General features: G+C 72.5%; 12 protein-coding genes. 10 read left to right on the top strand and 2 right to left on the bottom strand.

What is annotated here, in order from left to right; all coding sequences use genetic code 11:
* The first annotated feature begins 101 nt into the window (after window positions 1-101).
* From ACIHAA_RS21930 to ACIHAA_RS21920, 3 genes are all read left to right on the top strand, one after another.
* Window positions 102-1,136, top strand: a complete 1,035-nt coding sequence (locus ACIHAA_RS21930; RefSeq protein WP_399819637.1) for an SMI1/KNR4 family protein — start codon at window positions 102-104, stop codon at window positions 1,134-1,136.
* Between the two features lie 9 nt (window positions 1,137-1,145).
* Window positions 1,146-4,145 carry an SUKH-4 family immunity protein gene (locus ACIHAA_RS21925; RefSeq protein ID WP_399819635.1) on the top strand — a complete coding sequence of 1,000 codons (3,000 nt, stop codon included), beginning with the start codon at window positions 1,146-1,148 and terminating at the stop codon, window positions 4,143-4,145.
* A 332-nt stretch (window positions 4,146-4,477) separates the two neighbouring features.
* A complete protein-coding gene (locus ACIHAA_RS21920) occupies window positions 4,478-5,362 on the top strand; it encodes a cellulose-binding protein (RefSeq protein WP_399819633.1) in 885 nt (294 codons plus the stop codon).
* 24 nt (window positions 5,363-5,386) lie between these two features.
* Here the strand turns inward: ACIHAA_RS21920 and ACIHAA_RS21915 are convergent, their stop codons facing one another.
* On the bottom strand, window positions 5,387-6,910 hold the full coding sequence (locus ACIHAA_RS21915) for an MFS transporter (protein WP_399819631.1): 1,524 nt from the start codon (window positions 6,908-6,910) through the stop codon (window positions 5,387-5,389).
* 575 nt (window positions 6,911-7,485) lie between these two features.
* On the opposite strand from ACIHAA_RS21915, the gene ACIHAA_RS21910 reads away from it, so the two are divergent.
* The 4 genes from ACIHAA_RS21910 (at window position 7,486) to ACIHAA_RS21895 (ending at window position 15,674) form a co-directional block, all read left to right on the top strand.
* Complete coding sequence (locus tag ACIHAA_RS21910; protein ID WP_399819629.1) at window positions 7,486-8,274, top strand: ABC transporter ATP-binding protein; 789 nt, start codon at window positions 7,486-7,488, stop codon at window positions 8,272-8,274.
* A complete protein-coding gene (locus ACIHAA_RS21905) occupies window positions 8,271-10,847 on the top strand; it encodes an ABC transporter permease (RefSeq protein WP_399819627.1) in 2,577 nt (858 codons plus the stop codon). Before ACIHAA_RS21910 ends, ACIHAA_RS21905 begins: the two co-directional genes overlap by 4 nt.
* 254 nt (window positions 10,848-11,101) lie before the next feature.
* Window positions 11,102-14,641, top strand: coding sequence for a transcription-repair coupling factor (gene mfd, locus ACIHAA_RS21900; RefSeq protein WP_399819625.1), 3,540 nt, complete (start codon window positions 11,102-11,104; stop codon window positions 14,639-14,641).
* A gap of 259 nt (window positions 14,642-14,900) precedes the next feature.
* The gene (locus tag ACIHAA_RS21895; protein WP_399819623.1) at window positions 14,901-15,674 is read left to right on the top strand and encodes an HNH endonuclease family protein; all 774 of its coding nucleotides are present in this window, start codon (window positions 14,901-14,903) and stop codon (window positions 15,672-15,674) included.
* 70 nt (window positions 15,675-15,744) lie between these two features.
* Here ACIHAA_RS21895 and ACIHAA_RS21890 read toward each other — a convergent pair whose 3' ends face one another.
* Entirely contained in the window at window positions 15,745-16,494 is a 750-nt protein-coding gene (locus ACIHAA_RS21890; protein WP_399819621.1) for a hypothetical protein, read from the bottom strand.
* Window positions 16,495-16,752: 258 nt separating this feature from the next.
* Here ACIHAA_RS21890 and ACIHAA_RS21885 point away from each other — a divergent pair, with 258 nt between their 5' ends.
* The 3 genes from ACIHAA_RS21885 (at window position 16,753) to ACIHAA_RS21875 (ending at window position 21,158) form a co-directional block, all read left to right on the top strand.
* On the top strand, window positions 16,753-18,903 hold the full coding sequence (locus tag ACIHAA_RS21885) for an N-6 DNA methylase (protein ID WP_399819619.1): 2,151 nt from the start codon (window positions 16,753-16,755) through the stop codon (window positions 18,901-18,903).
* Between the two features lie 150 nt (window positions 18,904-19,053).
* Window positions 19,054-19,638, top strand: a complete 585-nt coding sequence (locus ACIHAA_RS21880) for a hypothetical protein (RefSeq protein WP_399819616.1) — start codon at window positions 19,054-19,056, stop codon at window positions 19,636-19,638.
* Window positions 19,635-21,158, top strand: coding sequence for a protein kinase (locus ACIHAA_RS21875; RefSeq protein ID WP_399819614.1), 1,524 nt, complete (start codon window positions 19,635-19,637; stop codon window positions 21,156-21,158). Before ACIHAA_RS21880 ends, ACIHAA_RS21875 begins: the two co-directional genes overlap by 4 nt.
* Window positions 21,159-21,185: the final 27 nt, after the last annotated feature.

The raw sequence follows: 21,185 nt of genomic DNA, 5'->3' as shown, positions 1-21,185 counted from the left end.
CGGCGGCCGGTGACCGGTGTCGTCGTACCGCATAGGCTGTCGGCGTCCGTGAACGACACCGCCGTACAAGGCCAGACAGATCGCCGCAGGGGGCAACCGTCATGACGACAGGTCGGCTCGGGGTGGGGATACCTCCCGGCAGCCGGGCCGGAGGGCGCCCCACGCCGCCCAACGCGGCCTATGCGGGTCAGGTCGTGCACTTTCCGGATCCGGTCCGGGCCGCTCGTCATCCGGGCGGGGTGCGGGTGGACGCGTACGGCTATCCCGATTTCTCGCCCTACGCGCGTGCGGTGGCGGAGATCGCGGATCCGCCGGAGGGCTTCGGGGTCGACGAGTTGCGGCTGACGGACTGCGTGTCGGCGAACGCGGTGCTGGCGGCGTCCGGGCATGAGCTGTGGGAGACGGTGCCCGCGGTGGCGACGCCGCACGGCTGGACGTGGCACCACGTGCGCGGGTCGCGTCGGCTGGAGCTGGTTCCGGTCGAGGTGAAGGCGCTGCTGCGGCATCACGGGGGGATCGCCACGGCGGCCGTGGACCAGGAGAAGCGGGGGACGCGTTCGCTGGCGGAGACGCGCCCGGCGCACTTCGGGCTGCCGAGGTCCGCGGTGGCGGTGACGGAGCAGCAGGTCCTGGGTGTCGAGGAGGACTTGGGGTACCGGCTGCCGGGGGCGTACCGGTCCTTCCTGAAGGCGGCGGGCGGGTGCGCTCCGGTGGGTGTGGCGCTGGACGTGGAGTGGGGGCTGCTGGTCGACCAGCCGTTCTTCACGGTGCGCGACGAGGCCGCGGTCAATGACCTGGTGTATGTGAACAAGTGTCTTCGGGACCATCTGACGAAGGACTATCTGGGCGTCGCCTTTGTGCAGGGCGGCCTGCTGGCAGTGAAGGTGCGGGGGGACCGGACCGGTTCGGTCTGGTTCTGCGCGTACGACGATGTGCGGGACGTGGACGCGTCGTGGACGCCCGCCGAGCGGGTGGAGCGGCTGCTGCTGCCGTGCGGTGACGACTTCGACGGCTTTCTGTCCCGGCTGGCGGGCAGCCCGCCGGAGTTGGAGACGGTGGCGGATCTGATGGTGGACGGCGGGTTCGCGCGTGCGGTGCCGGTGCCGGTGCCGTCGGCGTCCCGGGCAGGGGAGTGAGTACGGGCCATGGTGACGTTCGCTCAGGCGCAGGAGCGCGCGGAGGAGTGGATCAACGGGGACGTTCCGGCCTACCAGCATCGTGAGGTGCGGGTACGGGAGTTCGGCCTCGGTTTTGTGGTGTGGGCGGAGGACCGCGCCGAGGGGCCGCGGTCGGACGGGGGCGCGCAGCGGCTCGTCGTCGCCCGGGACAGCGGTGAGGCGACGCTGTGGCCGGGACTCCCGGTGGGCGAGGTGATCCGGCGCTACGAGGAGGAGTACGCGGCGCAGGGCGCGACGGCCGGGCAGACGCCGCCGCCCGCGGCCCGGGCCGACCTCAACCAGACGTCGTTCCTGCTGAGTCCGCCCGAGTGGTTCGAGGAGGGCCCGGAGCCGGTGGAGGGTCCGGGGGCGTCGGTTGGTACGCCTGCGTCGCCCGGTACGTCTGCGTCTATGTCTACGTCGGCGGGTGCGGTTACGGCGTCGTGGCCGGTGGCCGGGGGCACTGACGAGGTGCGGGACGCGGTGCCGGGGGTTCCCGAGGGTGCCACGCCGTGGGCGGGGACGGACACCAACGCCGAGGAGGGCGAGGACCGTTCGGTGCCGCTGCCGGAGATCGTGTCCGCTTCGCCGATGAGCGACAACGGGGACGGTGCGCCGCCGCCCGTGTCCGCGCCGGAGGCGGAGACCGTGTTGCAGAGTGCGATCTCCGGCGATTTCGCTCTCGGGGCACCGGGCGGCGGGACCCATGGTTCGGACGCGCCGTCGTCTTCGGCTGTGCCGCAACCGCCCGGGATCCCTTCGGCTTCGAGCACGCCACCGGTTTTGGGTATGCCGCCGGTTGCGGGCGCGCCGCAACCGCCTGCCGTGCCGCAGCGGCCCGCTGTGCCGCAGGGTCCGCCTCCACCGCCGGGGCCCGCGCCTGCGGAAGGTCCGCAGCCGCCCGGCATCCCCTCGGCTCCGCCCGCGCCGCAACCGGCTGGTGTGCCGCAACCGCCCGGTGCGCCGCAGGCTCCGGTCGCTGCGGCTGCGGCTGCGGCTGCGGCTGCGGCTGCGGCTGCGGCTGCACCCGCGTCCGGGCCCGACCCGGCGTCCGGGCCGCGGCTGGCGCCGGACGCGGAGGACATCGCCGATGCCGTCACCAGCAAGGCGGCGCCGCCGCGCGCCGCGGGCGCCGGTGGTGTGCCGCATCCGCCGGGCGCTCCCGGTGCGCCGGGGGCGCGACCCGGTGCCATGCCCCAGGCTTCCGCCTCGGCCGCCCCGGTGGCCGGTTACGTCCCCACGCAGATGGTCTCCTCGCCCGGCCCGGACGCTCCCGCCGCCCCGGCGGTGCGCCCGGCTGCCGAGCAGGCCCCGGGAGCGCCGCAGCCTTCGGGTGCCGCGACTCCGCCGATGGGTACGCCCACCGGTGCGGACCACGCGCCCACGATGCTGGCGGGTCCGCCCGTCGGCCCGGGGGTGCCGTCGGGTGCTACGGGCGCTTCCATGCCGCCGGTTGGGCAGGGTGCTCCAGGCACGCCCATGCCTGTGGTTCCGCAGGGTGCTCCCGGTGCGCCCATGCCGCCGGTGCCGCCGGCAGCCCCGAGTGCGCCCATGCCTCAGGTTCCGCCCGGGGGCGCGGGCATGTCCGGCAAGGCCGGAATCCCCGCCGCTCCGGGCACGCCGGGCGCCCCCGGCGTCCCGGCAGCCCCGGGCCCCGCCCCTTCACCCGTCTCTGCCCCTGCCCCTGCCCCTGCCCCTGCCCCTGCCCCTGCCCCTGCCCCTGTGCCTGCGCCCGGCGCCGCCCCCGTGTCTGGCGCCGTCCCCACACCTCTCCACGGAAGCACCCCTCCCGCTCCCACTGCCCCCACCCCTCCCCCTCCCGGTGCGGTGCACCACGCCGAAACCGTGCTGGCCGGACCTCCCGCGGGTGGTCCGGGGGCGCCCCCGCCACCCCCGAGCGCCCCCGGTGGGCAGTCCGGAGCGCCCGGTGGGCAGCCCGGACCGCCCGGTGGGCACCCCGGTGCCTCGCAGCCGACGCCCGGTGCGGCGCCGTCGTACGGCTATCCGCAGGGCAGGCCGACTGTCGGCCCCGGCTATCAGGCCGTGCTGCGCTACCGCGCACAGGACGGCTCCGAGCAGCAGTTGATCCGGCGTTCGGCGCCGGGCACCCCGCACCCGGAGTGGCAGATCTTCCACGAGCTGCGGGCCATGAACGTCCCGCCGGACCAGGTCCTTGAGCTGCACACGGAGTTGGAGTCGTGTGAGCTGCCGGGTGCCTACTGCGCGCGGATGATCCGCGAGAACTGGCCCCAGGCCCGGATCGCCAGCATCGCCCCGTACGGCACCGACCACGCCTCACGCCGGCAGGGCATGCAGCAACTCCTCGCACATCAGGGTGAGTTGCACCAGGTCGCGGACGGTCCGGCGCGCCCCGGTCCGGTACGTGCGCCGCTGCCGTCGGTGCAGCCCGCGCCGCCGGTCCCGCCGGAGGGCATCGCGCAGGAGCTGGCTGCCGCGTTCGGGCCCGGGGTCTTCCGGTTCGAGCAGGCCGCGGTCGCCCGGCAGGGGGTCCCGCCGATCGTGGCGCGGCTTCTGATGGTGGCGGGGCTGCCGTACGACATGGGTCCGTTCTTCTGGGCACAGGCGCAGCCGGGCCGACCGGTGCCGACGCTGGCCGAACTGGCGCAGGAGCGCGGCTTGCAGCCGGCGGCGGACGCGGGCTCGTATCTCGTCCTCGGCAGCGACTTCGGCAAGGCGGTCTGTGTGCAGTACGGCACGGCGCACATCGTCGCGGTGCCCGTGGAGGCGGGGCCGGGCGGCGCCCCCGTACCGCCGCAGTATGTGAACACGGGGCTGCCCGAGTTCGTGCGCTGTCTGGCGCTGCTCGGCGGGATGTGGCGGCTGCGGTACGGGCTCAACCAGGAGCAGGCGGGGCGCTGGACCGTCGACTTCCAGGCCCGGCTGGCCGCTCTCGACCCGGCGGCGCTGGCCTCGCCGGACAGCTGGTGGTCGGTGCTGCTGGAGCAGATGTGGGACGGTCTGCTGTGACCGGCCGCCGCTGACATACCGTCAAGGGCCGGGTCCGATCACACTCCTTCGTGCGACCGGACCCGGCCCTTTTCGGCCTGCGCGCGCGGAGGCGTACGGCAACGCCCCGGGCGCGCGATGCGCCAGGGGTGTGCCGTGGCGTACGGCGGCGCCCGCGACTCCTGCGCGACCCCGCGCGCATCTCCCCGCCCGTATCTACCCACCTGTATCTACCCGTCCACCCCTGTCCATTGCTTATGCGCGGAGTGTCGTGTTATGAACACTTCCGTCTGATCCATAAGGATGTGCGCGAATCGTCGCTTCGTGTGGGTCAGGTGGAGAGGGGTTCCACGATGAGCAGCGCATCGGGGTCGCCGTACGGCTTCGCGTCCGTGCGGCGCGGCTACCGTCCCGACCAGGTCGACGCGTACACCGCCGCCCTCTCCCGGGAGCGTGACGGCGCCTGGGAACGGGCCGCCCGGCTGACCGTCCTGGCCCGGGACATGGAAGCCGAACTGGCACGGCTGCGCGAGACGGTGGCGCAGCTGCTCCCGCAGACCTACGAGTCGCTCGGCGAGGGCGCCCGGCGGCTCTTCGACCTGGCGCAGGAGGAAGCCCGGGCGGTGCGCGAGGGCGCCCGGGAGAACGCGACGCGCCGGGTCACCAGGGCGGAGGAAGAGGCGCGCCGGGTGCGGGAGACCGCGCAGGCGTACGCCGACGAGACGCGCGGCGAGGCCGAGGAGCGGATCCGGACCCGGCTGTTGGCTGCCCGGGCCGAGGCCGACGATGTGCGGGTCGCGGCGCGGCGCGAGGTGAAGGAGGGGCGCGCGGAGGCGCTGGCCGCGCTGCGGGAGGTGCGGCAGCGCACGGAGACCCTGCTGGCCGAGCAGGAGCGGGAGCAGGCCGAGCGCTGGGCGGACGAGGAGCGCGCGGAGGCGCAGCGGCTTGCGGAGCTCCAGGTGTGGGAGGAGCAGCAGGTGGCGCAGGCGGAGGCAGCCCTCGCGGAGGCGGAGCGGGCGCTCGCCGAGGCGGAGGAGGCGGGGCGGCGGGTGCAGGCGGACGCCGAGGCGCATGCCGCCGAACTGGTCGCCGGGGCGCGGCTGCGCGAGGACCGTATCGCGCGGGAGACGGAACGGATCCTGCGCGAACACGGCGAGACCTGGGACTGCGTCCAGGCCCAGATGGACCATGTCCGCAACAGCCTCGCCATACTGACGGGCCGGGCCGCCGCGGAGTAGACCGGGAGAGGCCCAGGGGCCCCCTCAGTCCCCCGAGTTTCCCAGCACCGGGAAGCGGCGCGGTGCCCAGCACAGCAGGACCGCGAAGGCGAGCGCGGCCGCGCAGGACGCGCCCAGGTACACCGCGTGGACCGCGGCCGCGATCGCCCGGCGTGTCGTCTCGGCCGTGGCGCCGGTGCCGAGGCCCCGGGCGATGGAGTCGAGGTCGCCGGTGCCGCCCAGACGTGCCGCCAGTACGCCGTTGGCGACCGCGCCGAAGAGGGACGCCCCCACGGTCTGACCGGTCTGCCGGCAGAAGAGCACCGAGGCGGTCGTCGTGCCGCGTTCCGCCCAGCCGACCGTCGACTGGACGCCCACGATCAGCGGAAGCTGGAAGAGGCCGAGTGCGCCGCCCAGCAGCAGCATCAGCAGGACCGGCTGCCAGGCCGCGCCCGGGTACGGCAGAAAGGGAAAGGCCAGCAGGAGCAGCGCCGCCACGCCGATGCCGAGCAGGGCGGTGTCGCGGAAGCCGAGGCGCCGGTACACATGCTGGCTCAGCGCCGCGGACAGGGGCCAGCTCACCGTCCACACGGACAGGACGAACCCGGCCGTGACCGGGGCGAGTCCGAGCACTCCCTGCGCATAGGTCGGCAGGAACACCGTCGGGGCGACCATCAGCAGCCCCAGCGCGCCGAACGCCAGATTGACCGCGGCGATCGTACGGCGCCGCCACACCCATCCCGGGATGATCGGCTCCGCCGCCCGCCGCTCGATCGCCACCACCAGCGCGACCAGGGCGAGTCCCGTCCCGAACAGCGCCAGCGAGGGCGGCGACAGCCAGGCCCAGGCCACCCCACCCTGGACCAGCGCCGTCAGCAGAACGCCCCCGCAGGCGAACACCGCGAGCGCGCCCGCCCAGTCGATACGGGGCCGGGTGCGCACCGCGCGGTGCGGTTCGTGCAGATGGCGGACGATCAGCCACAGGGCGAGGGCGCCGATCGGCAGGTTGACGAGGAAGATCCAGCGCCAGTCCGCGTAGGCGGCGAGGATCCCGCCGAGCGCCGGGCCCGCGATCGCGGACACCGCCCACACCGTGGACAGCCTGGCCTGGATCTTCGGCCGTTCCTCCAGCGGATACAGATCGGCGGCCAGCGTCTGGACCGTGCCCTGGAGCGCGCCGCCGCCCAGTCCCTGCACGACACGGAAGGCGATCAGCGCCCCCATGTTCCAGGCGGCCGCGCACAGCAGGGAGCCGAGCAGGAAGACCGCCGCGCCCGCGATCAGCACCGGCTTGCGGCCCACGGTGTCGGAGAGTTTGCCGTAGACGGGCAGGGTCACCGTCACGGCCAGCAGATATCCCGAGAACAGCCAGGAGAAGACGGAGAAGCCGCCGAGGTCGCCGACGATCTGCGGTACGGCCGTCGACACGACGGTCGAGTCGAGCGCGGCGAGTGCCATCGCCAGCATCAGCGCGGCGACGACGGCGCCGCGCCGGTCGGTTCCCGTGCGCCGCGCGGTCTCGCGCAGCGCGGGTGTCGTCCTGTCCACCGCTTCCCCCTGGTGCCTCATGCCTGGTGCCTGATGCTCAGTGCCTGACGCTTGGTGCCTGACCCTTGCTACTTGCTGCCCGTTGACCACCGTCCGTGGCCCGCTCGCTTGTTGTCCGCCGCATGCAAGCTTCCCACTTGACCCTGACGCGACGGGAGGGTGGAAATTCGGACTTCCGGGGGGTGGAGCCGACCCTGAGAAAGGAGCCGCCTGCCGCGGGGCAGCCCCTAGGGGTGCCTCCGTGGCAGGGCTCGGGGGCGGTTCGTTCCGGCGGAGGACGAGCGGACGGCCGGGGCGTCCTTAACCTGGCTTTATGCCGCTGGGGAGCGGCCGGCACGCACGGGGGTCGTGTCGGCCGCAGTGGAAGGGGTGGGGTTTTCCCCAGCGGAAGACGGGGCCGGGCACCAGCGCGGACGGGCTCCTGCGCCAGCAGACTGATCGATGTATCCAGTCATCCCCGTGGTCCATGTCCTCCACGTGGTCCAAGTCAGCCACGTGATCCATGTGATCCACCCGGCGCGCCACCGCGCGTCCACTTCGCTGATCCAACAGTCGACCTACAGCTGACCACAGCTGACCTGTAAGGGAGTTTTGTCATGACAACGGCCGTGACCGTTCCGAGGCATGGGGGCACAGGAGGGCGTACGGCCGTTGCCGCGCGAGCGCGGCAGGTCGTCAAGGCCTACGGGGCCGGGGAGACCCGTGTCGTCGCACTCGACCATGTCGATGTGGACATCGCCAGAGGCCAGTTCACCGCGATCATGGGCCCCTCGGGGTCCGGCAAGTCCACGCTGATGCACTGCCTCGCCGGCCTCGACACCGTGACGAGCGGTCAGATATTTCTCGACGAGACCGAGATCACCGGTCTGAAGGACAAGAAGCTCACCCGGCTGCGCCGGGACCGGATCGGCTTCATCTTCCAGGCGTTCAACCTGCTGCCGACGCTCAACGCGCTAGAGAACATCACGCTGCCCATGGACATAGCGGGCCGCAAGCCCGACCGTGCCTGGCTGGACCGTGTCGTGGAGACCGTGGGCCTCGCGGGACGCCTCAAGCACCGGCCCAACCAGCTCTCCGGCGGCCAGCAGCAGCGCGTCGCCGTGGCCCGTGCCCTGGCGGCCCGGCCCGAGATCATCTTCGGCGACGAGCCCACCGGAAACCTCGACTCACGGGCCGGGGCGGAGGTGCTGGGCTTCCTGCGCCGCTCGGTGGACGAACTCGGCCAGACCATCGTCATGGTGACGCACGACCCGGTCGCCGCGTCCTACGCGGACCGGGTGCTGTATCTGGCCGACGGGCGGATCGTCGACGAGATGCGGCAGCCCACCGCGGACCAGGTCCTCGACCGCATGAAGGACTTCGACGCCCGGGGGCGTACGTCATGACCGTGCTGAAGACCTCGATGCGCAACTTCTTCGCGCACAAGGGGCGGATGGCCCTGTCGGCCGTCGCGGTCCTGCTGTCGGTGGCGTTCGTGTGCGGCACGCTCGTGTTCACCGACACCATGAACACGACGTTCGACAAGCTGTTCACGGCCACCTCCTCCGATGTCACGGTCAGCGCCAAGGGTGCCTCGGACACCGGTGAGACCAGCTCGGGCAACGGCAGACCGCCCGTCTTTCCCTCCCCCGTCCTCGACGAGGTGCGGCGCACCAGCGGGGTGAAGTCCGCGGAGGGCACCGTCTTCTCGACCTCGGTGACCGTCGTCGACTCCGGCAAGCACAACCTGTCGCCCAAGAGCGGCGCGCCCACCATCGTCGGCAGCTGGAACAGCAACGACGCCCGCACCATGAAGATCACCTCCGGTGCGGCCCCGCACGGCTCCGGCCAGGTGATGATCGACGCCGACACCGCCGACCGGCACCATCTGGCGCTCGGTGACGAGATCGGTGTGATCAGCGCGGTCGGCACGCACACCGCGAGGATCTCGGGCATCGCCGAGTTCACCGTCACCAACCCCGGTGCCGCGATCTTCTACCTGGACACCAGGACCGCCCAGCAGACCCTGATCGGCAGGACGGGTGTCTACACCGACGTCAATGTCACCGCCGCGGCCGGGGTGAGCGACACCCAGCTGAAGCGGAACGTGTCGGCCAGGCTCGGCGGCGGCTACAAGGTGCAGACCGCCAAGGAGGTCTCGGACGCCAACCAGAAGAGCATCGCGAGCTTTCTGAACGTGATGAAGTACGCGATGCTCGGCTTCGCCGGGATCGCCTTCCTCGTCGGCATCTTCCTGATCATCAACACCTTCTCGATGCTGGTCGCCCAGCGCACCCGGGAGATCGGCCTGATGCGGGCCATCGGCTCCTCCCGGAAACAGGTCAACCGCTCCGTCCTGGTGGAGGCGTTCCTGCTCGGCGTGTTCGGGTCGGTGCTGGGCGTCGGCGCGGGCGTCGGTATCGCGGTCGGTCTGATGAAGCTCATGGGGTCCATGGGCATGGAACTGTCCACCGACGACCTGACGGTCGCCTGGACCACCCCGGTGACCGGCCTGGCGCTGGGCGTGGTGGTCACGGTCCTGGCCGCCTATCTGCCCGCCCGGCGGGCCGGGAAGGTCTCCCCGATGGCGGCGCTGCGCGACGCGGGCGCCCCCGCGGACGCCAAGGCCGGACGGGTGCGGGCCGTGCTGGGGCTGCTCCTCACCGCGGCGGGCGGTGCCGGTCTGTATCTGGCCGCCGCGGACGACCGGGCCCGGACCGGTTCGCTCTGGCTCGGCCTCGGCGTGGTCCTTTCGCTCATCGGCTTCGTCGTGGTCGGTCCGCTGCTCGCGGGCGGAGTCGTCCGGGCGCTCGGCGCGGTCCTGCTGCGGATCTTCGGCCCGGTCGGCCGGATGGCCGAGCGCAATGCCCTGCGCAACCCGCGCCGCACCGGAGCGACGGGCGCCGCGCTGATGATCGGACTCGCGCTGGTCGCCTGTCTGTCCGTGGTGGGCTCCTCGATGGTGGCCTCGGCGACGGACCAGCTCGACAAGACGGTCGGCACCGACTTCATCATCCAGTCGGACAGCGGCCAGCTGATCACTCCCCAGGCGGTGCGGGCCGTGAAGTCGACGCCGGGCCTGAAGCGGGTCACCGAGTACCGGGCGGTGGACGTCTCACTGACCATGCCCGACGGCCGCACCTCCAAGGAGACCCTCAACGCCACCGACCCGACCTATACGCAGGACCTGCGCACCAAGATGGTCGCGGGCAAGCTCGCGGACGTCTACCGGCCCGACTCGATGTCCGTCCACCAGAGCTTCGCCGAGAAGCACGGCATCCGGCTCGGTTCGAAGGTCACGGTCGGCTTCCGCGACGGCAGGACGGCCCGGATCACGGTCCGCGCGATCACCAGCGACGACGTGGTGATCGACAAGGGCGCGATGTATGTGTCGACCGCGACGGTGGCGACCTATGTGCCGGCCGACAGGATGCCGCTCGATGTGCTGGTCTTCGCCTCGGCCAAGGACGGGCAGCAGGCCGCCGCGTACACGGCGCTGAAGTCGGCGCTGCACGACTATCCGCAGTACACGGTCCGTGACCAGACCGACTACAAGAAGGCGCTGAAGGACCAGATAGGCCAGCTGCTGAACATGATCTACGGCCTGCTGGCCCTCGCGATCATCGTTGCCGTCCTGGGTGTGGTGAACACGCTGGCGCTGTCGGTGGTGGAGCGGACCCGTGAGATCGGCCTGATGCGCGCGATAGGCCTCTCCCGCCGTCAGCTGCGCCGGATGATCCGCCTGGAGTCCGTGGTGATCGCCCTCTTCGGCGCCCTGCTGGGGCTGGGCCTGGGCATGGGCTGGGGCGCGACGGCCCAGAAGCTGCTCGCCCTCCAGGGACTGAAGGTCCTGGACATCCCGTGGCCCACGATCATCGCGGTCTTCATCGGCTCGGCCTTCGTGGGCCTGCTCGCGGCACTGGTCCCGGCCTTTCGCGCGGGCCGGATGAACGTACTGAACGCCATCGCCACGGAGTAGTCCCGGCACCCGAAGCCGCCCCGGGGCTGCCCGGCCCTCGTACGGGGCCCGGCAGCCCTCGGGCGTCCCGGCACCCGCACGAGGGCCCGGCCGCCTTCCTTCCGCCGGGTGGCCCGGCACCCTCCTGTGGGCCCGGCACCCTCGTGCGGGGCCCGGCGTCGGGAGAGGCGGCGTCGTAGGCTGGAGACCCCCGGCCCCCCGACAGCCTCGTGGCCGGGTGTTCGTGTTGCCCACCCGGGACGGGATACCCCCTCATGAGCCTGCACGGTCTGCTCGACGCCGTCGTCAAGGACGCCGCACTCACGGAAGCGGTCAAGGCCGCGACCGACGGCAACCGGATGCACGTCGACCTGGTCGGCCCCCCGGCCGCCCGTCCCTTCGCCGTGGCCGGGCTGGCCCGGGACGCGGGCAGGCCCGTCCTCGCCGTCACCGCGACCGGACGCGAGGCCGAGGACCTCGTCGCCGCCCTCCGCTCCCTGCTGCCGCCGGACCGCGTCGTGGAGTACCCGTCGTGGGAGACGCTCCCGCACGAGCGGCTCAGCCCGCGCAGCGACACCGTGGGCCGACGCCTCGCCGTTCTCAGACGCCTCGCCCACCCCAGCCAGGACGATCCGGAGACCGGCCCCGTCTCCGTGGTGGTCGCCCCTGTGCGCTCCGTGCTCCAGCCCCAGGTCAAGGGCCTGGGAGACTTGGAACCTGTCGCCCTGCGCACCGGTCGGCAGGCCGACCTGAACGATGTGGTGGACGCCCTCGCCGCGGCCGCGTACTCCCGGGTGGAGCTGGTGGAGAAGCGCGGCGAGTTCGCCGTGCGCGGCGGCATCCTGGATGTCTTCCCGCCCACCGAGGAACACCCGCTGAGGGTCGAGTTCTGGGGCGACGACGTCGAGGAGATCCGCTACTTCAAGGTGGCCGACCAGCGCTCCCTCGAGGTCGCCGAGCACGGCCTGTGGGCACCGCCGTGCCGTGAGCTGCTGCTCACCGAGGAGGTGCGAGGCCGGGCCGCCGCCCTCGCCGAACGCCACCCCGAACTGGGCGAACTGCTCGGCAAGATCGCCGAGGGGATCGCCGTGGAGGGCATGGAGTCCCTCGCCCCCGTACTCGTCGACGACATGGAACTCCTGATCGACGTCCTGCCCCGGGGCGCCATGGCCGTCGTGTGCGACCCGGAGCGGGTGCGGACCAGGGCGGCCGACCTGGTGGCGACCAGTCAGGAGTTCCTCCAGGCGTCCTGGGCGGCCACGGCGGGCGGCGGCGAGGCACCGATCGACGTCGGCGCGGCCTCCCTGTGGTCCATCGCGGACGTCCGGGACCGCGCCCGTGAGCTGGGCATGATGTGGTGGTCGGTGTCGCCGTTCGCGGCGGGCGACGACGACCTGGTCCTCGACGGGGACACCCTCAAGCTGGGCATGCACGCCCCCGAGACCTACCGCGGCGACACCGCCAAGGCCCTCGCCGACACCAAGGGCTGGCTCGCCGACGGCTGGCGCGCGGTCTTTGTGACGGAGGGCCACGGCCCGGCGACCCGCACGGTCGAGGTGCTCGGCAACGAGGGCATCGCGGCCCGGCTGGACGCCGACCTCGGGGACCTGTCCCCCTCGGTGGTGCAGGTGGCGTGCGGATCCATCGAGTACGGCTTCGTGGATCCGGCGCTGCGGCTCGCCGTCCTCACCGAGACCGACCTCACCGGCCAGAGGACGGCCGGACGTGACGGCGCCCGGATGCCGGCCCGCCGCCGCAAGACGATCGACCCGCTGACCCTGGAGTCCGGCGACTACATCGTCCATGAGCAGCACGGCGTCGGCCGCTACATCGAGATGGTGCAGCGCACGGTCCAGGGCGCGACCCGCGAGTACCTGGTGGTGGAGTACGCCCCCGCCAAGCGCGGCCAGCCCGGTGACCGGCTCTACATCCCGACCGACCAGCTGGAGCAGATCACCAAGTACGTCGGCGGCGAGGCCCCGACCCTGCACCGCCTCGGCGGCGCCGACTGGACGAAGACCAAGGCGCGCGCGAAGAAGGCGGTCAAGGAGATCGCCGCGGACCTGATCAAGCTGTACAGCGCGCGGATGGCGGCGCCCGGCCATGCCTTCGGCCAGGACACGCCGTGGCAGCGGGAGTTGGAGGACGCGTTCCCGTACGCGGAGACCCCGGACCAGCTGACCACGATCGCCGAGGTCAAGGAGGACATGGAGAAGACGGTCCCGATGGACCGCCTGATCTGCGGCGACGTGGGCTACGGCAAGACGGAGATCGCGGTGCGGGCCGCCTTCAAGGCGGTGCAGGACGGCAAGCAGGTCGCGGTCCTCGTCCCCACCACCCTGCTGGTGCAGCAGCACTTCGGCACCTTCTCCGAGCGCTACTCCCAGTTCCCGGTGAGTGTGAAGGCGCTCTCCCGCTTCCAGACCGACACGGAGGCCAAGGCGGTCCTGGAGGGCCTGCGCGAGGGCGCGGTGGACATCGTGATCGGCACGCACCGGCTGTTCTCGTCGGAGACGAAGTTCAAGGACCTGGGCCTGGTCATCGTCGACGAGGAGCAGCGCTTCGGTGTCGAGCACAAGGAGCAGCTGAAGAAGCTGCGCGCCAACGTCGACGTCCTGACCATGTCCGCGACCCCCATCCCGAGGACTTTGGAGATGGCGGTGACGGGCATCCGGGAGATGTCCACGATCACCACACCGCCCGAGGAGCGCCACCCGGTGCTCACCTTCGTCGGGCCGTACGAGGAGAAGCAGATCGGCGCCGCCATCCGCCGTGAACTGCTGCGCGAGGGACAGGTCTTCTACATCCACAACCGGGTGGAGTCGATCGACCGGGCCGCGGCGCGGCTGCGCGAGATCGTCCCCGAGGCGCGGATCGCCACCGCCCACGGCCAGATGTCGGAGCAGACGCTGGAGCAGGTGGTCGTCGACTTCTGGGAGAAGAAGTACGACGTCCTGGTCTCCACCACGATCGTCGAGTCGGGCATCGACATCTCCAACGCCAACACCCTGATCGTGGAGCGCGGCGACAACTTCGGACTCTCCCAGCTGCACCAGCTCCGCGGCCGGGTGGGCCGCGGCCGCGAGCGGGGCTACGCCTACTTCCTGTACCCGCCGGAGAAGCCGCTGACGGAGACGGCCCACGAGCGTCTGGCGACCATCGCCCAGCACACGGAGATGGGCGCGGGCATGTATGTGGCGATGAAGGACCTGGAGATCCGCGGCGCGGGCAATCTGCTCGGCGGCGAGCAGTCGGGCCATATCGCGGGCGTCGGTTTCGATCTGTACGTACGGATGGTCGGCGAGGCGGTCGCGGACTACCGGGCGTCCCTGGAGGGCGGTGTGGAGGAGGAGCCGCCGCTGGAGGTCAAGATCGAACTGCCGGTCGACGCGCATGTCCCGCACGACTACGCGCCCGGCGAGCGGCTGCGCCTCCAGGCCTACCGCGCGATCGCCTCCGTGAACTCGGAGGAGGACATCAAGCACGTACGCGAGGAACTGACCGACCGCTACGGCAAGCTCCCCGAGCCGGTCGAGAACCTGCTGCTGGTGGCGGGCCTGCGGATGCTCGCCCGCGCCTGCGGTGTCGGCGAGATCGTGCTCCAGGGCACCAACATCCGTTTCGCGCCGGTGGAGTTGCGGGAGTCCCAGGAGCTGCGCCTGAAGCGCCTGTACCCGGGGACCGTCATCAAGCCCGCCCTGCACCAGGTGCTGGTGCCCCGCCCCAAGACCGCGAAGGTGGGCGGCAAGCCACTGGTCGGACGGGAACTGCTGGGCTGGGTGGGGGAGTTCCTGACCACGGTCCTGGGCTCCTAGGCCCGGAGCGGCGGTCGGTCCCCCTTGGGCCCGGCCCGCTCCGCAGAACTACCCCCACCGCCCCACCCCGCGCACACCGCCTCGCCCCGCACGCCCGGCCGCACGCCGCCGTGCCCCGTACACCCCGCGCGCCCGGCGTGCATCGTGGCCGACGGGGCAGCCGTAGGGCATGACGTACCGGCAGCTACCGTGGGACCGGCCATGCCGCGGGCCTGCGCGGCGGGCCGGACGAACGGTACGGGCAAGGGGAGGGCTTCGCGTGCAGCAGTGGAGGGGCGGGGTCGCAGCCGCCGTCCTGATCGTGGTCACCGTGACCGGTTGCCGGGAGGGCGGTGCGCCCGCCGCCGGCGCACCCTCGGGTTCCTCCGCCTCCTCCGCGGCGGGCGCCGGTGACGGCCGTGCCGTCAGCCCGCTGGACAACCCGGACGGCACGAAGCCCGGTCTCGGGGCCATCACCTCGGCCGCCGACCGGGCGAAGGCGCGGACGCTGATCGGCAAGGTGGCGACCAAGGGGCGCGGCCCCAAGACGGGCTACTCGCGGGACGAGTTCGGCTACGCGTGGATGGACTCGGCCCCCGGTGACGTCCCGTTCGCCCACAACGGGTGCGACTCCCGGAACGACCTGCTCAAGCGGGACGGGCAGGACGTACGGTTCCGGTCGGGGTCGAACTGCGTCGTGGCCTCCATGACGCTGCACGATCCGTACACCACCAAGACGATCCAGTGGGCCAAGTCCCATGCGACCACGGTCCAGATCGACCATGTCATGCCGCTGTCCTACGACTGGCAGATGGGCGCCGCCCACTGGACGAAGGGCAAGCGGGAGGACATCGCCAACGACCCGCTCAACCTGATCCCGGTGGACGGACCGACCAACGGCGCCAAGAGCGATTCCGGCCCGGCGACCTGGCTCCCCCCGAACAAGCAGATCCGCTGCTCGTACTCGGTGCGCTTCGCCCAGGTGTCACTGAAGTACGAGCTGCCCGTGACGACGGCCGACAAGCACATGATGCTGGAGCAGTGCGGCAGTTGACCCGCCGCTGAGGGTGGCTGAGGGTGTGGGTCCAGACGCGGGGACCAGGACCGGCACCCACCCGTGCCGGTCAGCTGCCCAGGGCGTCCAGGTCGAGCACCTTGCCCTGGGGCTTGTCGGCCGGTACCCGCTGCTCGTAGTCGCCGAAGGTGAGCGTGCCCGGGTCCTTCTTCGACGTGCTCGTGATCTTCAGCAGATACGGCTTGCCCTGCGTGGCGACGTAGAGCGTGTAAAGGTCCTTGCCGTCCTTCTCGTGCAGCACGATCGCCGGGGTGCCGTCGAGCGTGGTCGTCGTGGACCGTGTCGCGTCGGAGTTGAGGTCCCTGGTGTCGCCCAGCACCGTGTTCAGGTCGCAGAACCCCGCTATGTCCTTGGCGTCCTTGCCCTTCGCGGACATCTTGGTCCACTTGCCGGCCATCATGGCCACGACCGCGTCGGTGTCCGACGTGGAATCCCCCTTGCCCTGCGCGCGCAGGAACGCCTCGTCGTACTTCATGTAGACCGTGTCACCGGTCTTGATCAGCTGTGCCTTGCCCTGGCCGCCCATGGCCATGGTCCCTGCGCACTCGCCCTTCTTGTTCAGGGCCATGTCGATCCGGATGGTGCCGTTGCTCTCGTCGTCGGGGACGTCCCCCGTCAGGCGGAGCGATGTGGCGCCGGTGGTGGCCTTCATCGCCCGGTCGGCGATCTCGCCGCCGGTGAGCCCGGCGAACGGGCCCTTGGGCTTGCCGTTGGCCGAGTCGGAGCCGGGCAGGCAGCCGGTGAGTCCCGCGGTGGCCGCGGCGGCGAGGCAGAGAGCGGCAAGTGCGGTGCGACGCATGAGAGTTCCTTGAGGTGAGTGGCGCGCGGTGAGCGCACGCAGGAGTGCCTGTGCGGGACGCCTGCCGATCCGGCGAGGCTGCCCGTTCACGGGGTCAATATGAGCAGACGCTGTGAACCGAGTCAACACGTCAATCATGACTTAGTCTGTACACGCGTGTGAAGCGGCATATCCGGTTCACCTCGGTATGCTCGACGTCACGAGGTCGACAGCGGGGCGACGGACAACCGACGACGGCAGACCAAGGGGGCCGGGCGGGTGCAGGGCAATGGGACGGGTGGGACAGAAGGGCCGGACGGGGCGGAGGTGACCTCCGCCGGGATCGCCCGGCTCGCGGGCGTCGGCCGCGCCGCCGTCAGCAACTGGCGCCGACGCCATGCCGACTTCCCCAAGCCCGTCGGAGGCACCGAGACCAGCCCCTCCTTCGCGCTCGCCGAGGTCGAGCACTGGCTGCGCCGACAGGGCAAACTCGCCGAAGTGCCCCTGCGGGAACGCGTCTGGCAGCAGATCACCGGCCACCCGGAGGGAGCCGTCACCGCCCTGGTCCACGCGGGCCGCGTCCTCGTCCTCGTCCAGGAGCGCCCCACCGTCTGGCAGGAGGCGAGCGCCGGTTCCGACGCCCGCCTGGCCGCCCTGCTGCCCACCGCCCTCGACCAGGTCCTCACCCCCCGCCTCGGCAGCCCCCGGGGGTCCGCCCTGCCCTCCCCGACCTCGCCGGAACTCCTGCCGTCGGTCCCGCTGCTCCGCGCCGCCGCGGACCTCGCCGCGGAACTGGGCCCCCGGCAGGCATACGAGTTCCTGCTCGGACGGCATCTCGACGCCAACCCCCGGCAGTACACCCTCACCCCCGCGGATCTGGCCGCGCTGATGGCCGATCTGGCGGGTCCCGCCCGCAGCGTCCTGGACCCGGCCTGCGGCACCGGAGCCCTGCTGCGCGCCGTCGCCGACACCACCGCACCCGGCCCGGACGGCAGCCCGGACGGCAGCCAGGACGAGACGCAGGAGACCCGGCAGCACACCCGGAGCCGGGACGGCCGCACGGACGAATCCGGCCCTCGGGAACTCCGCGGCCAGGACAGCGATCCCGGGCTGGCCGCGCTCACCGGTCTGCGGCTGGCGCTGCACACCAGGGCCGTGGTGCGCACGGCCGCGGGGGACAGCCTCCGGGCCGACGCGTTCGACACCCTCAGGGCGGACGCCGTGCTGTGCCACCCGCCGTTCAACGAGCGCACCTGGGGCCATGACGAACTCGCCTACGACCCGCGCTGGGAGTACGGCTTCCCGGCCCGCACGGAATCCGAACTCGCCTGGGTGCAGCACGCCCTGGCCCGGCTGCGGGACGGCGGCACCGCCGTCCTGCTGATGCCGCCGGCCGCCGCCTCCCGACGTTCGGGCCGCCGTATCCGCGCCGATCTGCTGCGCCGCGGCGCCCTGCGTGCCGTGATCGCCCTGCCGGTGGGCGCGGCGCCCCCGTACAACATCCCCCTCCATCTCTGGGTGCTGCGTCGGCCCGGCGAGGCGCCCGCGCACCCCGAGTTGCTGCTCGCGGACACCGGCGCGCTCGCCGCCGAGGGCCGCGGCGGCCCGGACTGGCCGGCCGTACGGGAGACGGTGCTCGGAGCCTGGCGCCCCTTCGCCCGGACCGGCACCGTGCCGCAGGTGCCGGGTGTGAGCAGGTCCGTGCCGGTCATCGAACTGCTGGACGACGATGTCGACCTGGCCCCCGGCCGCCATCTCCCGCCGCCCGCGGTGAGCGGCGGAGCGGAGGAACTCACGGCGCTGCGCGCACGTCTCGACGAGACCCTCCGGCTCACCGTCGACCTCAACCCGCCCGCGCACGACACCGCCGACCGGACCCGCTGGCCGCTCACCACGGTCGGTGAACTCGCCCGCGGCGGCGCCCTGGTGATGCGTACCGGCGGCCATGGCCCCCATCAACGGGTGCTCACCGACCACGACGTCCTCGCCGGTACCGCGCCCTCCGGGTCGCTGCCCGGGACCGGGGAGGAGCCGGTGCTCGTCGCGGAGGGCGATGTGGTCGTTCCCGTGCTCGGCGGCGGCGCCGTGGCACGGGTGATCGACGGGGCGACCGCGGGGGCGGCCCTCGGGCGCCATCTGACGCTGCTGCGCCCGGATCCGGCGGCGCTCGATCCCTGGTTCCTGGCCGGTTTCCTGCGGGGCACCGCCAACAACCGGCAGGCCAGCAGCTATGCCTCCACGGCCACCCGGCTCGATGTGCGCCGCCTTCAACTGCCCCGGCTCCCGCTGGAGCAGCAGCGCCGTTTCGGAGAGCGGTTCCGGGCGCTCGCCGGGTTCGAGGACGCCCTGCGGCTGGCCGGCCGCCTCGGCGAGCAGCTCGTTCGCGGCCTGTACGACGGCCTGACGGACGGCACGGTCGCACCGGACTGAGAGACCGCCGAACACCCCCTGCCCCCGCCCCGGATGCGGTACGACTACGGTTCCGTACAACCCGGACCGTCCGTCGGAGCCGGGCTATACGCTCGGACGCCGACACTCGTACGTCCGTACGTCCGTCCTCATCCGGTCCCAGGAGCAGTCATGTACGGCCATGGCGCGGCCCCGCCGCCCACCCGCACGCCGGGCGCGGTCATCACTTTGCGGGTGCTGTTCGTCGTCGCCGGCTTCCTCAGCTGCGGACTGCTCACCTGCCTCCCTCTGTTCCGGATCGCCGTGCTGCGCGGCCGTACCGTGGACTGGCTCCTGGCCTGGCTCAGCCTGCCCGTGAGCATCGGCTGCCTCGCGTTCGTCGGCTCCGTCCCGGAGAACGACCACCGGGGCGACCTCGGACTCACCACCGTGCTGGTCCTCGGAGCAGCCAGCGGGGCGTACTTCCTGGTGTTCGACATACGCCGCCACCGCGGTCTGCCGCCCGGGGCCCCGGTGCCCCCGCGGGCCACCGGCTACACACCGCCCCCGCCGGGCTACGGCTACCCGGCCGCGGGCCCCTACCCCGCGGCACCGCCCACCCCGGCCCCGCCGTCCGCCCCGGTCCGGCCCCCGCTGCCCCCGTACGGATCCGTGCCGCCGCCCCCGCAGCGCCCCGCCCCCGCCCGGATCGACCAGGTCCGCGCCGAACTCGACGAACTGAGCGACTATCTGCGCCGCCACGAGGACGGCAGATGAGCGCGGCGGCCGGACGCGTCGTCGCCCAGCGCTACGAGCTGTCCACGCTCATCGGCCAGGGCGGCATGGGCCAGGTCTGGACGGCGTACGACCGCCGTCTGGACCGGCGGGTCGCCGTCAAGCTGCTGCGGCCGGACAAGGTCGCGGGGCAGGAGGCCGACGAGCTGCGCCGCCGGTTCCTGCGCGAGTGCCGGGTCACCGCGCAGGTCGACCACCCGGGTCTGGTCACCGTCCATGACGCGGGCAGCGAGGGCGAGGAGCTGTACCTCGTGATGCGGTACGTCGACGGGGCCGACCTCGCCGACCATCTCGCCGAGCACGACCCCTATCCCTGGCCATGGGCGGCGGCGGTCGCGGCACAGCTGTGCGCCGTGCTGTCCGCCGTGCACGCGGTGCCGATCGTGCACCGCGATCTGAAGCCCCGCAATGTCATGGTCGGACAGGACGGCACGGTCACCGTCCTCGACCTCGGCGTGGCCTCGGTGATGGACACGGACACCACCCGTCTCACCCACACCGGTTCACCGATCGGCTCGCCCGCCTATATGGCTCCGGAGCAGGCGATGGGCGGTGCGGTCGGCCCGTACACCGACCTCTACGCCCTCGGCGTGCTTCTGCACGAACTGCTCAGCGGGGAGGTGCCGTTCGCTGGCTCGACCGCGCTCGGTGTGCTGCACCGCCATCTGTACGAGCCGCCGCTGCCGGTGCGCCGACTGCGGCCGGAGGTCCCCGAGGCGCTGGAGGCGCTCGTGCTGCGGCTGCTCGCGAAGGACCCGCAGCACCGCCCGGCCTCGGCCCAGGAGACCTACGAGCAGTTGCTGCCGCTGCTCCCGGCGCGCGGCACCCCCTCGGGTGCTCCGCTCGACCCGACGCGCTCCTTTCTGCGTCCGCACGCCCCTTGGCCGGACCGGGCCCGCACTCCGGCGCCTCAGCCCCAGGCGGCACCGACGGCGGGGACGGCCGATGTCGCGGGCGCCGTCGACGAGGTCAAACGCCTGCTCGGCGAGGGCCGCATCACTCAGGCGGTGGACATCCTCGGCGCGATCCTCCCGGCGGCGGCCGACCAGCACGGCGAGCACTCACCGGTCGTCCGCACCCTGCGCAAGCAGTACGCGGCCACACTGATGGACGACGGCCAGTACCGGCGCGCACTGCCCGAACTGCGCCGCCTCGCCGACGAACGCGCGACCGAGTCGGGCCGGGCCGATCCCCAGTCCCTGCGTTTCCGCCACGAGGTCGCGCAGTGCCTGGAGCAACTGGGCGAACCGGCGGCCGCGCTCGCCGAGTACCGGGCGCTGCTGCCGTACTACGAGAACCAGTACGTCGCGGGCGATCCGGAACCGGCCCACGACGTCCGCCGCCGCATCGGCCACCTGCTGCTCGCCCTCGGCGACCGCGCCGCCGCCCACGACACCCTCGTACGGCTGCTGCACGACGTCGAGCGGCTGCGCGGACCGGGGCATCCGCTGGCCGGGGACCTGCGGCGCACCCTCCAGTGGCTGGGGCAGGTGCGCGGCTGAGGCCCCTGCCTCCTCGCCGCCCCGGCA

The sequence above is a fragment of the Streptomyces sp. NPDC052040 genome (assembly GCF_044548405.1).
GTDB lineage: Bacteria > Actinomycetota > Actinomycetes > Streptomycetales > Streptomycetaceae > Streptomyces.
This window is presented reverse-complemented; position numbering and strand designations above follow the sequence as displayed.

Bases quoted from the DNA above. Each gene is read 5' to 3' on its own strand.
- ACIHAA_RS21930 (WP_399819637.1), top strand. From the start codon at position 102: ATGACGACAGGTCGGCTCGGGGTGGGGATACCTCCCGGCAGCCGGGCC.
- ACIHAA_RS21925 (WP_399819635.1), top strand. From the start codon at position 1,146: ATGGTGACGTTCGCTCAGGCGCAGGAGCGCGCGGAGGAGTGGATCAAC.
- ACIHAA_RS21920 (WP_399819633.1), top strand. From the start codon at position 4,478: ATGAGCAGCGCATCGGGGTCGCCGTACGGCTTCGCGTCCGTGCGGCGC.
- ACIHAA_RS21915 (WP_399819631.1), bottom strand. From the start codon at position 6,910: ATGAGGCACCAGGGGGAAGCGGTGGACAGGACGACACCCGCGCTGCGC.
- ACIHAA_RS21910 (WP_399819629.1), top strand. From the start codon at position 7,486: ATGACAACGGCCGTGACCGTTCCGAGGCATGGGGGCACAGGAGGGCGT.
- ACIHAA_RS21905 (WP_399819627.1), top strand. From the start codon at position 8,271: ATGACCGTGCTGAAGACCTCGATGCGCAACTTCTTCGCGCACAAGGGG.
- mfd (WP_399819625.1), top strand. From the start codon at position 11,102: ATGAGCCTGCACGGTCTGCTCGACGCCGTCGTCAAGGACGCCGCACTC.
- ACIHAA_RS21890 (WP_399819621.1), bottom strand. From the start codon at position 16,494: ATGCGTCGCACCGCACTTGCCGCTCTCTGCCTCGCCGCCGCGGCCACC.
- ACIHAA_RS21880 (WP_399819616.1), top strand. From the start codon at position 19,054: ATGTACGGCCATGGCGCGGCCCCGCCGCCCACCCGCACGCCGGGCGCG.
- ACIHAA_RS21875 (WP_399819614.1), top strand. From the start codon at position 19,635: ATGAGCGCGGCGGCCGGACGCGTCGTCGCCCAGCGCTACGAGCTGTCC.